The 13,530-nt window shown below is 41.3% G+C and carries 11 protein-coding genes; 3 read left to right on the top strand and 8 right to left on the bottom strand.

All coding sequences use genetic code 11. The features are described 5' to 3' along the window. Positions 1-272 precede the first annotated feature (272 nt). Both ABD009_RS02540 and ABD009_RS02535 read left to right on the top strand, forming a co-directional pair. Positions 273-518 carry a type II toxin-antitoxin system CcdA family antitoxin gene (locus ABD009_RS02540; RefSeq protein ID WP_155695221.1) on the top strand — a complete coding sequence of 82 codons (246 nt, stop codon included), beginning with the start codon at positions 273-275 and terminating at the stop codon, positions 516-518. Beyond that, positions 518-835, top strand: a complete 318-nt coding sequence (locus ABD009_RS02535; protein WP_155695220.1) for a CcdB family protein — start codon at positions 518-520, stop codon at positions 833-835. Before ABD009_RS02540 ends, ABD009_RS02535 begins: the two co-directional genes overlap by 1 nt. A 1,939-nt stretch (positions 836-2,774) precedes the next feature. Here ABD009_RS02535 and ABD009_RS02530 read toward each other — a convergent pair. The 8 genes from ABD009_RS02530 to ABD009_RS02495 form a co-directional block, all read right to left on the bottom strand. Further along, on the bottom strand, positions 2,775-4,130 hold the full coding sequence (locus ABD009_RS02530) for an MFS transporter (protein WP_343822427.1): 1,356 nt from the start codon (positions 4,128-4,130) through the stop codon (positions 2,775-2,777). A 6-nt stretch (positions 4,131-4,136) separates the two neighbouring features. Further along, positions 4,137-4,610, bottom strand: a complete 474-nt coding sequence (locus ABD009_RS02525) for a GNAT family N-acetyltransferase (RefSeq protein ID WP_343822426.1) — start codon at positions 4,608-4,610, stop codon at positions 4,137-4,139. Between the two features lie 248 nt (positions 4,611-4,858). Continuing rightward, positions 4,859-5,773 (bottom strand): hydroxymethylglutaryl-CoA lyase, encoded by a 915-nt coding sequence (locus tag ABD009_RS02520; protein WP_343822425.1) that lies wholly within the window; start codon positions 5,771-5,773, stop codon positions 4,859-4,861. A 2-nt stretch (positions 5,774-5,775) separates the two neighbouring features. Beyond that, positions 5,776-7,797: an acetyl/propionyl/methylcrotonyl-CoA carboxylase subunit alpha gene (locus ABD009_RS02515; RefSeq protein ID WP_343822424.1), complete on the bottom strand. Its 2,022-nt coding sequence runs from the start codon at positions 7,795-7,797 to the stop codon at positions 5,776-5,778. Between the two features lie 11 nt (positions 7,798-7,808). Continuing rightward, the gene (locus ABD009_RS02510) at positions 7,809-8,681 is read right to left on the bottom strand and encodes an enoyl-CoA hydratase/isomerase family protein (RefSeq protein ID WP_343822423.1); all 873 of its coding nucleotides are present in this window, start codon (positions 8,679-8,681) and stop codon (positions 7,809-7,811) included. A gap of 13 nt (positions 8,682-8,694) precedes the next feature. Further along, a complete protein-coding gene (locus tag ABD009_RS02505; RefSeq protein WP_343822422.1) occupies positions 8,695-10,305 on the bottom strand; it encodes a carboxyl transferase domain-containing protein in 1,611 nt (536 codons plus the stop codon). Positions 10,306-10,400: 95 nt separating this feature from the next. After that, entirely contained in the window at positions 10,401-11,570 is a 1,170-nt protein-coding gene (locus tag ABD009_RS02500) for an isovaleryl-CoA dehydrogenase (RefSeq protein ID WP_155695198.1), read from the bottom strand. A gap of 81 nt (positions 11,571-11,651) precedes the next feature. Beyond that, positions 11,652-12,059, bottom strand: a complete 408-nt coding sequence (locus ABD009_RS02495; protein ID WP_343822421.1) for a MerR family transcriptional regulator — start codon at positions 12,057-12,059, stop codon at positions 11,652-11,654. Between the two features lie 215 nt (positions 12,060-12,274). Between ABD009_RS02495 and ABD009_RS02490 the strand changes: the two genes are divergently transcribed. Next, complete coding sequence (locus tag ABD009_RS02490) at positions 12,275-13,459, top strand: acetyl-CoA C-acyltransferase (RefSeq protein WP_343822420.1); 1,185 nt, start codon at positions 12,275-12,277, stop codon at positions 13,457-13,459. Positions 13,460-13,530: the final 71 nt, after the last annotated feature.

Raw genomic sequence — 13,530 nt, 5'->3', positions numbered from 1 at the left:
TGGCCAATAGTTTTTGAAAGCAGACGCATGAACTCAGAATAAAGAGAAAAGGGGACTTTGATTTAATGACACCAATATATTGCGACAGATTAATTATATTGCAGAATTTTATGTGAAGTTAACGCCTCAATAAGAGGTTAAAAATTAATTGGTTATACTTTAGCGGTGTTTGCGTTGTAAACCAATTGGTTTTTGTCCTACTTTATTGACTTGTTATTTTCCCGTTGTTGCAATAGTATTAATGCGCAATAACTATGCGCATGAGGTGCAACATGAGAAATGAAAGCTTTAATAAGCCATCCAAAAAAGCCACTAACCTGAGCTTAAGCAGTGATTTACTAGCTGAAGCCAAGCGATTAAATATCAACCTATCAGCAACGATGGAAAAGGCATTAAAACAAGAAGTAAGCGAAAGGTTAAGTGAAGAGTGGTTAGAGAAAAATAGCGATGCAGTTAATGCATGTAATAAGTTAACTGAAAGTTTTGGCCTATTCTCCGACGCTTACAGGAAGTTTTGATGTCTCAATTTTTTCTATATAAGAACCAAGACAGCTCTTCATCAAAAGCGTACCCATATTTTGTTAACGTACAGTCAGATTTGTTAAGCAGCTTGGATTCCAGAATGGTTATACCATTAACTCCATTAGAGCTAATTGAATCGAAAGCGCCGAGTTACTTGTGTCCAATTATTCATATAGAGCAAGGTGATTTTGTTATTTTGACTCAACAAATGACGAGCGTACCAGTGAAGATATTAAAAGATGAAGTAAACGATCTAAGCACATTTCGAAATGAAATTATCGCTGCACTCGATTTCCTGATTACGGGCATATAACGCCTGGTTAAGAGGCGAGTTTTAGCTTGCTAAACTGTTTGCCGAAGGCTCGAGCAAGCTTTTACGAGACCCTCTTGAACCACTTGTTAACTATCACTAGCCAACGTTGAACATTCAGAAAATTACTTTACCTAATTTCCTTTCTAAATCAAACGTCTATTTATTCAGAAAAACTAAGGCCTACTACTCGAATAGTTGAGAAGCCAAGCCATGAGCGCGGCGGTAGTAAGTACCAAAAGAAAAAAGCTCCAAAATCCTTAGCAACTTTAAGCAACAGAAGTTGAAACTAATTTAAACCTTGCTGAACGTTTTTATTGATTTGAACTTTCAATAGCCAAGCGGCTAGGCTTGGCGTCTTGTGATACTGGCCAATAGTTTTTGAAAGCAGACTCAAAAATTCAGAATAAAGAGAAAAGGGGACGTTTAAATCCGTGAAACTCTTATATTCCGAAAGATTAATTATATTGCAGAATTTTACGTGAAGTTAACGCCCGTATAAGCAGCGAGCAATGTGGGACGCATTTTTGCGCCGTTTCTCTTATGCAAAAATCTGGCACACAAGGTGAGTCAGCTTTATGCGCTTGTTATTTCGACGGTACACTTCGGTCTGTCAGGAATACCGGCATTTAATACACTCGTCAGCTCAGAATAAAATGACACTGAGTGTTCCTTTTACCTACTATTTCTAATCGAGGCGAATACCTTATCGAAGCTAGCTTCTAATCAGTATTCACTACGCTTAGAAATACCATGAAATATTTCTTAAAACAACGTACCTCAGGTCCATTATTTTGCCGAACTACGTCCAGTTTAACAATTGGCTGTTGAGCTTCATTCCTACCGTCGTTATAACGCTCGCCTAAGCGGCGAATTAGCAATGGGCTAAAATATTGAGCGCAGCGACAATAGCCCATTGTTAATTGTCCGAGCGAGCTTGCGAGCCTTAAGGCACTTGTTAGGCTTAATGTGACACCTTAAAATTGAGCGATTCTATAAGTTTTACAGTATCGTAAACTATTTTATGCTTAGCCAATTGCTCTGCTTGAACGATTACAACAACAGATTCACACGTTTGTTTAACAGCATTATATTTTTTATTTAAAAGTTGTTCCGAGAATATAGAGTCTCCAATACTAACCCTGTTATCAGCTGATATTGAAACCCAAATAGTTCCTTCTGTAATCGATCCATAACAGGTACTAATCTCAGGTAATTTATCCTCACACCCAACGATCATTAATATAAATAAAGCTACAAACCTGAATTTATGCACATACTTTCCTTGTAAGCCTAACGCCCGTATAAGCAGCGAGCAATGTGGGACGCATTTTTGCGCCGTTTCTCTTATGCAAAAATCTGGCACACAAGGTGAGTCAGCTTTATGCGCTTGTTATTTCGACGGTACACTTCGGTCTGTCAGGAATACCGGCATTTAATGCACTTGTCAGCTCAGAATAAAAATGACACTGAGAGTTCCTTTTACCTACTATTTCTAATCGAGGCGAATACCTTATCGAAGCTAGCTTCTAATCAGTATTCACTGCGCTTAGAAATACCATGAAATATTTCGTAAAACAACGTACCTCAAGTCCAGTATTTTGCCGAACTGAGTCCAGTTTAACAATTGGCTGTTGAGCTTCATTCCTACCGTCGTTATAACAGCGTATTATCGGTAACTCCGTATAAGTCCGAGGGGATTGGGAGGTCGGTAAACACTGTACTTTTTTTTAATTTACTAATATCAAGACTCTACAATAGTTTTGGCATCGAAGCTAGCCAGTTGTTTAAAATTCAAACCGACCCTAAGGGAAGTTATACATGCGAATGAGAGTCTCGGTTTTATTTTTGGGTGTCTGGAAAATCTCTTTAATTCAATGCTTTAAAAATACGCTTGGTTGTTATTGTTAACAAGTGCGTTCTCGCTTTGTTTTTAGGTCCCTTATGCTCTTGGGGTGAAACCGCGAGGTAATTTTTCTAAGATATGATAAAGATAAATAACGATAAATGTTAGAGCTCCAGCAAAAGTAAATAACCAGAATCCGTTAAGGTAATCTAGTATCAAACCGCCGCCTAATGGCGCTAATGCAAATCCAAACTCATAAATGGAAGCGGCTCCAAAGTAAGCACCTCTCAGGTGGGCAGGAGCAATTCGGTCAATATGCACGTTCATTGTTGGAAACAGAATAGCTTCAGCCAAACTCATGACAATTGTTGCGCCTATGAAGCCCCAAAATAAAGTCAATGGATTGACCGCGATCCAAAACTGCGAAGCGGAGAGTAACAATAGCCCTATCTTAACTCTTGTGATTAAACTTTGGCGACGCATCAACCTTAGTAAGATGAACTGAAAGCTAATAATAATGATAGCGTTGGTAAAAATAATGGAAGATATAAGCTCGAGCAAATTAGGTACTTCAGCACGAGTGAGATACTGCACTAAAGAACTATCCATTTGTCCGTAGATGAACATGCAAATGACATTAGCAAATATAAGACATTGAAATAATTTATCGTTTTTAAGTACATTTAACGTTTGCTTAAATGTTGGCTTTTCCAAATCCTCTCCCGAACTAGGAAACTTTTCTTGCTCTTTTTTCTGTTCCTGTTCCTGAGCATAGCCCCCATCAATATTCTGAGAAAGGGGAGTGATTGTTGGCGTTGTAAACTCGCTATTCACTTCTATATTCACATCGCGAGATAGCTCTTTCTTTTTTTGGTTTCCAAAACCCCAAAATAGTAAAATGAGCAAGATTGCAAATGCGTAGGTGGTGATGTAAAAACTCGACTGTTCGCCAGTTAAACCCAACCAAACGCCAGCAATAGGGCCAATGGCACAACCTACGTTCACTATAAAATAGAGCGATTGCATAGCCAATTCTCTAGTCTGGCTGTTTTCAATTATGTCTCCAATTAACGCAGAGGTAAGAGGGCGCCAAAGTGAAGATGCCACTGAGCAGAGTGTAATTACCACGATAAAACTAACAACGGAATCAGCTTCAGCGAGTAAAGCAAAGGAGACAATGTATAAAAGCCCGGTTCCATACATCATTAAATGTCGGCCAAACTTATCTGAAAGGGCACTGCCAATAAAACTAACGCCAACGGAAACAAAAGCAGCCGAAGATAATATTAATCCTACTTCAGTAGCGGATAAACCAAAGCGCTCGTATAGGATCACTGCCAAAAATGGCCACACCATATAAAAACTACCGCGTGTAATGAATGAGCCAAACAAAAGAATCCACATTAACGGGGGGAACTGCTTTAGACGTTGAATTGAAATATCTGACTGCATTCTTTTTTAGTCCGCTATTCGAAGGTAATAATCGAGGATCTCTTCTGGGTTTTCCATTTTTTTAGTACCGCTAAAAGTAAAGCCTAGCTTTTTAAGCAATGATATTGATGGCACATTGTCTGATTGGACGATTGCACACAAGGTGCTAAACCCTTTTTCATTTGCCCATTTTGCTAGGCCCAGGCTGGCTTCAAATGCAAAACCTTGTCCGTTAAATTCCGGTAGAAAGGCATATCCCAAATCTGGATATTCTAGAGAGTCTCTGTCTATTAACGTAACGCCACCATAGGCTTGGCCAGTAACTGCATCTTCCACAACAAAAAAGCCAAAGTTGGGGTAACTAGTTGTGTATCGGGTGTCGATCTCAAGTTTAGCTTTTTCGAGGGTATCAATACCTCTATCACCAATGTTTTTCTTAAAACCTTCGGTATTTAAAAGATTGAATATAAAAGGAGCGTCCTGAATAGTTAATTCGCGCACTACTAGCCGCTCAGTGGTGAAAATCATTTGTGGTACGCTTCTTTAGTTTTATTTATTAGGTGATAAATAATAACGCTTTTATGGCGAATTAATAGCTGGTTATGTTGAAAGTAAGATCATAAAAGATGAATAAACAGCTAAAAATGAAAAAGCGGACTTGGCGCCCGCTTTTCTTAACTAACTAAACCAGCTAACTAAACCAAATAATTAATTAAACCAATTAACTAAACTAAATCTCGTAGCACTTATTACTTGGTTAACAGAGCTGTCGCAACCTTAGAGTTGCCGCTTTTACCGAGCGCTGTGCAAATCTTAGCGCCAGTTTCCGCAAGCTTCTGAAGGTCTACACCGTGTTTTATGTTGAGACCATTAAGCATGTATACCACGTCTTCAGACGCTACGTTGCCGGATGCACCTTTAGCATAAGGACAACCGCCCAATCCTGCCACGGCAGAGTCTATGACGCTAACGCCTAACTCTAAACACGCGTATATGTTTGCTAATGCTTGTCCGTAAGTATCATGAAAATGAACAGCAAGGCATTCCATTGGAACCGCTTGAGCTACAGCTGCTAGCATTGCTTTTGCTTTCTCTGGGGTACCTACACCAATGGTATCGCCTAGTGAAATTTCATAACAACCCATTTCATAAAGTGTACGAGCAACCTCTACTACTTTTGCTACGTCCACTTCACCTTCATAAGGACAGCCAAGCACACAGGAAACGTAACCACGAACGCGAATACCATCTTGTTCAGCGCGTTCCATTATTGGTTGAAAACGGGCTAAGCTCTCTTCAATTGAACAGTTGATATTCTTTTGACTAAACGCTTCGCTTGCCGCACCAAAAATAGCCACTTCTTTAACGCCTGCGGCTACTGCAGCCTCATAACCTTTCATGTTAGGTGTGAGAGCAGGGTAGTTGATTCCATCAACTTGATTGATCATGCTATATATTTCTGCAGAGCCCGCCATTTGCGGCACCCATTTAGGTGACACAAATGAACCTGCTTCAATAACACTTAGACCAGTTCCAGATAAGTCATTAATTAATGTGACTTTATCTTCGATGCTCACTGGCACTTCGTTTTGCAAACCATCTCGAGGGCCAACTTCTACAATTTTTACTGACTCAGGAAAACTATTACTCATCACTATGGTCATAACTATTCCTCTTCGTATTCAATTGCAATAAGCTCTGCGCCGTCTGCTACTAAATCACCCGGCGCAAAAAACACTTCTTTCACCACACCGTTTTTTGGCGCTTTGATTGTGTACTCCATTTTCATGGCTTCCATGATGATCAGGTTTTGTTCTGCAGCAACCTTGTCACCCGCACTCACCATAACGTCAACTAATGTGCCGTTCATTGGGGCCGTTAAACCGCCACCTTGTTCTAGCTCGGCATTGGCATAGTCAACAGGAACGTCTTTAGTGAACGTTGTTATATCTTTGTTGTTAAATACCGTTAGTTTATTGTCAAAGTCAGCAATGGTGACGTTAATTTGATGACCATCAATAGAGGCCACTAATTCATCATTGGTTAGTGTACCAGTGACAACCAATTTACTATCGGTAACGCTATCATTACCAGCTATCGCCATCGTATAAGCATTATCAACTTGTTCCGCTGATATCACATGCGCTTCACCAGATTCATCGGTTAACTTCACGGTAAATTGCTGGGCTTCGTTGACTTTCCAACCGGTAAATCCATGCCAAGGAGAGAATGGATCACTCGATGTCTCAGCAAGAGTCGCATTATCGTTGGCTTGTTTTAACAATTGATACAAGGCTACTAACGCTAAGGACTGTTCTTGGTTTTTTGTTTTAGAAACAAACAAGTCATCGTTGTGTTTAGTAATAAAGTTGGTGTCTAAGTCTGCAGCTTGAAATGACTTATGCTCAAGTAGGCTGGCTAAAAACGCTAAGTTGGTGGTAACACCGGCAATACGATAGTCATCTAAAGCGCGCAACATTCGTTGTAAGGCACGTTCACGATTTTCATCCCACACAATTAGCTTAGCGATCATTGGGTCGTAAAAGGTCGACACTTCGTCGTTCTCACGAACGCCCGTATCAACTCGCACGTGACGATTTTGCTCAGGCTGACGCAAATAATGAAGGTGACCCGTGGCCGGTAAAAAGTCGTTGTCTGGATCTTCAGCATAAATACGTACTTCAAAAGCGTGTCCATTAACCGCTACGTCTTGTTGCGATATCGGCAGTGATTCGCCTGAAGCAATTTGTAATTGCCACTGAACTAAATCTTGACCTGTGATCATTTCAGTTACAGGGTGTTCAACTTGCAGACGTGTATTCATTTCCATGAAGTAGAAAGACCCGTCTACGTCATATAGAAACTCAACCGTACCGGCCCCTTCGTAATCAATTGCTTGCGCGGCTCTAACAGCAGCTTCACCCATGGCGATGCGTATTTCTGTTGGTAAACCAGGTGCTGGCGCTTCTTCAATCACTTTTTGGTGACGACGTTGCACAGAGCAGTCGCGCTCTGCCAAATAAACACCATTGCCATGTTGGTCACAGAATACTTGTATTTCAACGTGGCGAGGTTTTGTTAAATAACGCTCAATAAGCATTTTGTCGTTGCCAAAACCATTAATGGCTTCACGTTTAGCTGAGGCGAGGGCATCGTCAAATTCTTTTTCATTTTCAACAATGCGCATCCCTTTACCACCGCCGCCGTAAGCTGCTTTTAATAATTGCGGGTAGCCAATTTTTGCAGATTCAGCTTTTAGGAATGCTGGGTCTTGATTGTCGCCATGGTAACCAGGTACTAATGGTACATTGGCTTTTTCCATGATGATCTTAGCGGCACTTTTTGATCCCATGGCTTCGATGGCACCAATTGGAGGTCCAATAAAAACAATATCATTGTCTGCACAGGCTTGGGCAAATAATGAGTTTTCAGACAAAAATCCATAACCAGGGTGAATAGCTTGTGCGCCCGCTTTTTTGGCAACGTCAATAATGGTTTCGTATTTTAAGTATGAGTCCTTGCTCGGTGCTGGACCAATTAAGAACGCTTCGTCTGCCATACTGACATGACGAGAATCCGCGTCAGCTTCAGAGTAAACAGCCACACAACGAATACCCATTTTATGGGCCGTTTCGATAACACGACAGGCGATTTCGCCTCGGTTTGCTATTAAAATTTTATTAAACATAAGAAATTCCATTAACCCTTATCTGACGGAGTCGATTGTGTCCAGTTGGCACTGCGTTTATCAAAGAAAGCGGTTAAGCCTTCTTGGCCTTCTTCCGATACTCTTATAGCGGCAATACGCTCGCTGGTATCGTTAATCAACGCTGAGCCTTGCTCTAGTCCTTTGGTAGACGCATCAAAGTTTTGCACATCAAAAACTAACTGTTTTGCGGCTTTCATTGCTACAGGACCATTGGCTAATAACGTGCCAATCATAGCTTCTACTTGGTCGTCTAATTGCTCTAATGAGGTAACTTCACTCACTAAATTAAGTTGTTTTGCTGCTTCTGCCGAAAAACGTTCCGCCGTTTGAAAATATCGACGTGACGCGCGAGCACCAATAGCATCAACCACATACGGACTAATGGTTGCTGGAATCAATCCTAGTTTGACTTCACTTAAACAAAAGCTAGCTCGGTCGGACGCAACGGCCATGTCACAACAGGCCACTAAACCAACTGCTCCACCAAAGGCGGCACCTTGCACTTTTGCAATGGTTGGAATGGACATAAAATTAAGCACACGTAACATTTCAGCTAAGGCTTTTGCGTCCTGCAGGTTTTCTTCATATGAATAACCCGCCATGCGTTTCATCCATGATAAGTCTGCGCCGGCACTAAAGCTTTTACCGTTAGAAGCAAGCACTAATACTCTTGCTTCTGGGTTTTGCTGAATGGCTTGAAAGGCAGCGGTTAAATCACAGATAATTGCATCGTCAAAGGCATTATGTTTTGCCGGTCGATTTAACGTCACGGTTGCTACGCCGCGCTCATCCATATGAACAAGCACTGCAGATCCAGACTGTTCTGTATTTAAAGCTGCGTTGTCTACTTTATTTGAACTCATAATTAGGCTCCAATTACATTCTGAAGACACCAAATTTAGTGTCCTCAATTGGTGCATTTAATGACGCTGATAAAGCTAAACCAACGGTCATACGAGTTTGTGCAGGGTCAATAATGCCATCGTCCCATAATCGGCCAGATGCATAATAAGGATGACCTTGTTTTTCGTACTGATCTGCAATTGGCTTTTTAAATTCCGCTTCCTGCTCGTCAGTCCAAGATTCACCACGACGAGCCATACCGTCTTTGGTTACTTGTGCCATTACGCCTGCAGCTTGTTCGCCACCCATAACTGAAATACGAGAATTTGGCCACATCCACATCATCGTTGGGTCATAAGCGCGACCACACATGCCGTAGTTACCGGCACCATAAGAGCCACCAATCAATACGGTGAATTTAGGCACTTTTGCACAAGACACCGCCATAACCATTTTTGCACCGTGTTTGGCGATACCTTGATGTTCATATTTTTTACCAACCATAAAGCCAGTAATGTTTTGTAAGAACAATAAAGGTATTTTGCGCTGTGAACACAATTCAATAAAGTGAGCGCCTTTTTCAGCAGATTCAGAAAATAGGATGCCGTTGTTCGCAACAATACCAACCGGGTTACCAAAAATACGGGCAAAACCACATACTAACGTTGCGCCGTAATGCTGTTTAAATTCATCAAAGTCAGAGCCGTCAACGATACGAGCGATAACTTCTTTAACATCAAATGGTTTTTTCAAGTCGGTACCTACAATGCCATAAAGCTCTTTGGCATCGTAAAGTGGCTCTTCTGAAGGTTTTGTATTAAGGACTTGAAGGTTTTTATTGCGGTTGGTTCTGGCAATACAGCTTCGAGCAATTTGCAACGCGTGCTCGTCATTTTGTGCGTAATGATCTGCCACACCCGAAATTTTACAATGTACGTCTGCGCCGCCCAGCTCTTCAGCAGACACTTCTTCGCCCGTTGCCGCTTTAACAAGTGGAGGACCCGCTAAGAAAATAGTGCCTTGTTCTTTTACGATAATACTTTCATCAGCCATAGCCGGTACATATGCACCACCTGCGGTACAAAGGCCCATAACCACAGCTATTTGTGGAATGCCTTTGGCTGACATATTAGCTTGATTAAAGAAAATACGACCAAAGTGATTTTTGTCCGGGAATACATCGTCTTGCTGAGGAAGGTTAGCGCCACCTGAATCAACTAAGTAAATACAGGGTAGGTGACAACGCTCTGCTATTTCTTGAGCGCGTAAATGTTTTTTAACGGTAAGCGGATAGTAAGTACCGCCTTTAACAGTGGCGTCGTTACCAATGATCATGCATTCAACGCCAGATACTCGGCCAACACCCGCAACAACGCCAGCACATGGTGTGTAGTCATCGTACACATCAAAACCAGCAAACTGACCGACTTCTAAAAAGGCAGAGCCTGGGTCGATTAGCTTTTCAATGCGGTCACGAACAAAAAGTTTGCCGCGTGATTCATGGCGAGCTTTAGACTTCTCACCACCACCTAATTTAATTTTATTTACGTTTTGTTGAACATCATCAACAACAGCCTGCATGGCATTTTGCTTATCCAAAAATTCTTGCGAGCGAGGATTTACCTTACTTGTGATCTTAGCCATAATTTTATCTTCGTATTCAGGTTAACTGGAATAAAACAAAGAGGTCTGTTTAAAACACATAACCTCTTAGTCTTTGTCATTTTCAAAAATTAAACTTAGTTAGATTCGTTGAATAATTCGCGGCCAATAAGCATACGGCGAATTTCTGACGTGCCAGCACCAATTTCATACAGCTTAGCATCACGTAATAAACGTCCTGTTGGGAATTCGTTGATGTAACCGTTACCACCTAATAGTTGAATCGCATCAAGTGCCATTTTGGTGGCTAATTCAGCAGAGTATAAAATAACCGCTGCTGCATCTTTACGAGTTGTTTCACCACGGTCACAGGCTTGAGCCACTGCGTATACATAAGACTTAGCCGCTTGCATGCCGGTATACATGTCTGCAACTTTGCCTTGTACTAGCTGGAATTCACCAATAGATTGACCAAACTGTTTGCGGTCGTGAATGTAAGGAACCACGATGTCCATACATGCATCCATGATACCTAGTGGGCCACCAGATAAAACCACGCGCTCATAATCTAAACCAGACATAAGTACGCGAACGCCTTTGTTTTCATGGCCTAAAATATTTTCTGCAGGTACTTCACAGTCTTCAAATACTAATTCACAAGTGTTTGAACCACGCATACCTAATTTATCTAGCTTCTGGTGACGAGAGAAACCAGGGTAGTCACGCTCAACAATAAACGCGGTAATACCTTTAGAGCCGGCATTAAGGTCTGTTTTTGCGTAAATAACGTAAACATCAGCGTCTGGACCGTTTGTGATCCACATTTTGTTACCGTTAAGAATGTACTTATCGCCTTTTTTCTCAGCTTTAAGTTTCATGCTTACCACATCAGAACCGGCATTAGGCTCAGACATAGCTAATGCACCTACGTGCTCGCCAGAACAAAGTTTTGGAAGATATTTTAATTTTTGTTCATGTGAACCGTTTTTGCTTAATTGGTTTAAGCACAAGTTAGACATTGCGCCGTAGCTAAGGCCAACAGATGCAGAGGCACGACTAATTTCTTGCATTGCAACAACGTGTTCTAAGTAACCTAAGTCCGAACCGCCATATTGCTCTTCTACTGTCATGCCTAGTAAGCCTAGCTCACCAAATTTACGCCATAAGTCTCTTGGGAATTCGTTGTCGTGATCTATTTGTTCAGCGCGAGGCGCAATTTCGTCGCGAGCAAAGGCGTTTACTGTGTCGCGGATCATGTCTACGGTTTCGCCAAGGTTGAAGTTTAGTGATGAAAATGAACTGATCATAATAGGTCTCTTTATCTGTTGAATTTGATATTTAATTTAGTATTTTTATTATTTTGCCAAAGTAGTTAGCTATATGAACGCTTACAGTTTAGCTAATGAATCTTTACAGCCGCTTTCTAATTCTGATAAATCTTTTAGAACATCGGCAATGTCTTGTTGTTGCTGGATTAATTTCTGCTTTTTGTCTTCAATTAATTCCAACATTATGTGCAATTGTTTCTCTTCGGTATCTTCGTTGTCATAAAGCTCAAAAATGGTTTTAGTTTCCTGCAATGAAAACCCAAGGCGTTTGCCTCTTAAAACCAGCTTTAAACGTGTTCTGTCTTTGGGGCTATAAACCCGTGTTTGGCCATTTCGTGTTGGCGATAACAGCTGGGCATCTTCATAAAAACGAATACTTCGAGTTGTAATATCAAACTCTTTTGCAAGCTCACCAATGGTGTAGGTGATACTTGTATTGTTCGTTTGTTGAGTTGAGTTAGCCGTCATTATGTTACCTAGAGTTTTTTTTCTACGATCAGTTTAGGGTAAGTTTACGTTAACGTAAACCTAACGAGGTGTCCTACTGACGTCGTAAATGATGGTATTTCGCTAAAATGTAAATTTTTTCTGCCATTTGCTAATTTTTATTCGCGTAAGCGGAGTTTGTGAAACGATTTGTTAAGTCGTACTATGCCCGCATAAAAATATTTAGAGGTATTAAAATGTCAAATCATGATCCAGTAGTAATCGTATCCGCTAAACGTACGCCGTTAGGTGGTTTCCAAGGTTCTTTGTCTTCAGTATCTGCTCCAGACTTAGGCGCGACAGCAATTAAATCAGCCATTGAAAGTGCCGGTATTACAGGGACTGATATAGACGAAGTCATTATGGGTTGTGTGTTACCTGCGGGCTTAGGTCAAGCACCAGCGCGTCAAGCAGCCATTAAAGCTGGCGTACAATTATCGGCAGGTGCAACTACAATCAACAAAGTATGTGGCTCTGGCATGAAAGCAGCCATGATGGCCAATGACTTTATTCAAGCTGGTTCAATTAATATTGCGGTAGTTGGTGGTTTAGAAAGCATGACAAATGCGCCTTATATGTTACCAAATGCACGCGGTGGCATGCGAATGGGTCATGGCAAAGCAATGGACCATATGTTTTTAGATGGCCTTGAAGATGCATATCAAGGTAAAGCCATGGGTTGTTTTGCGCAAGATACTGCCGACGAATTTAAATTTACTCGTGAATCTTTAGATGAGTACGCTATCCGTTCACTAACAAGAGCTCAAGAAGCGATTGCAAGCGGTCGTTTTGATAATGAAATTGCGCCAGTGACTTATTCAACTCGCAAAGGTGACGTTACTGTTTCTGTTGATGAACAGCCAGGTGCTGCTCGAATTGACAAAATTCCTACACTTCGTCCTGCGTTTGCAAAAGATGGCACTATCACTGCTGCTAATTCATCGTCTATCAGTGACGGTGCTGCGGCCTTAGTTATGATGAAGCTATCTGAAGCAGAACGTCGTGGTTTAAAACCATTGGCAAAAATGGTGAGTCATTCAACAAACTCTATTGAGCCTGAGAAGTTCACAACTGCGCCAATTGGTGCAATGGAAAGTGCGCTAGAGAAGGCGGGTTGGAGTACATCTGACGTTGATTTATTTGAAATTAATGAAGCTTTCGCAATGGTCACAATGGCGGCGATGAGAGAAATGTCTCTTCCAGCTGAAAAAGTGAATGTACATGGCGGTGCGTGTGCTTTAGGTCACCCATTGGGAGCGTCTGGTGCGCGAATTATTGTTACTTTATTACACGCCTTACAAAACAAAGGCTTGAAAAAAGGTTTAGCATCACTATGTATTGGTGGTGGTGAAGCAACTGCAATTACAGTAGAAATGCTCTAAGTTTCAACTATGCTCGTATAAAGAAGGGCATAAGGTTTTAGTAAAGAGGCTGCTTAGGTAGCCTTTTTTAT

Origin of the sequence: Psychrosphaera haliotis (assembly GCF_039523615.1) — a bacterium.
Classification (GTDB): domain Bacteria; phylum Pseudomonadota; class Gammaproteobacteria; order Enterobacterales; family Alteromonadaceae; genus Psychrosphaera; species Psychrosphaera haliotis.
The sequence above is the reverse complement of the archived record's forward strand: the minus strand, read 5'-3'. Positions and strand labels throughout refer to the sequence as shown.

What these genes read in the sequence shown, in the direction of transcription:
- ABD009_RS02540 (WP_155695221.1), top strand. Translation starts at nt 273, where the DNA reads ATGAGAAATGAAAGCTTTAATAAGCCATCCAAAAAAGCCACTAACCTG.
- ABD009_RS02520 (WP_343822425.1), bottom strand. Translation starts at nt 5,773, where the DNA reads ATGACCATAGTGATGAGTAATAGTTTTCCTGAGTCAGTAAAAATTGTA.
- ABD009_RS02535 (WP_155695220.1), top strand. Translation starts at nt 518, where the DNA reads ATGTCTCAATTTTTTCTATATAAGAACCAAGACAGCTCTTCATCAAAA.
- ABD009_RS02505 (WP_343822422.1), bottom strand. Translation starts at nt 10,305, where the DNA reads ATGGCTAAGATCACAAGTAAGGTAAATCCTCGCTCGCAAGAATTTTTG.
- ABD009_RS02510 (WP_343822423.1), bottom strand. Translation starts at nt 8,681, where the DNA reads ATGAGTTCAAATAAAGTAGACAACGCAGCTTTAAATACAGAACAGTCT.
- ABD009_RS02495 (WP_343822421.1), bottom strand. Translation starts at nt 12,059, where the DNA reads ATGACGGCTAACTCAACTCAACAAACGAACAATACAAGTATCACCTAC.
- ABD009_RS02490 (WP_343822420.1), top strand. Translation starts at nt 12,275, where the DNA reads ATGTCAAATCATGATCCAGTAGTAATCGTATCCGCTAAACGTACGCCG.
- ABD009_RS02515 (WP_343822424.1), bottom strand. Translation starts at nt 7,797, where the DNA reads ATGTTTAATAAAATTTTAATAGCAAACCGAGGCGAAATCGCCTGTCGT.
- ABD009_RS02500 (WP_155695198.1), bottom strand. Translation starts at nt 11,570, where the DNA reads ATGATCAGTTCATTTTCATCACTAAACTTCAACCTTGGCGAAACCGTA.
- ABD009_RS02530 (WP_343822427.1), bottom strand. Translation starts at nt 4,130, where the DNA reads ATGCAGTCAGATATTTCAATTCAACGTCTAAAGCAGTTCCCCCCGTTA.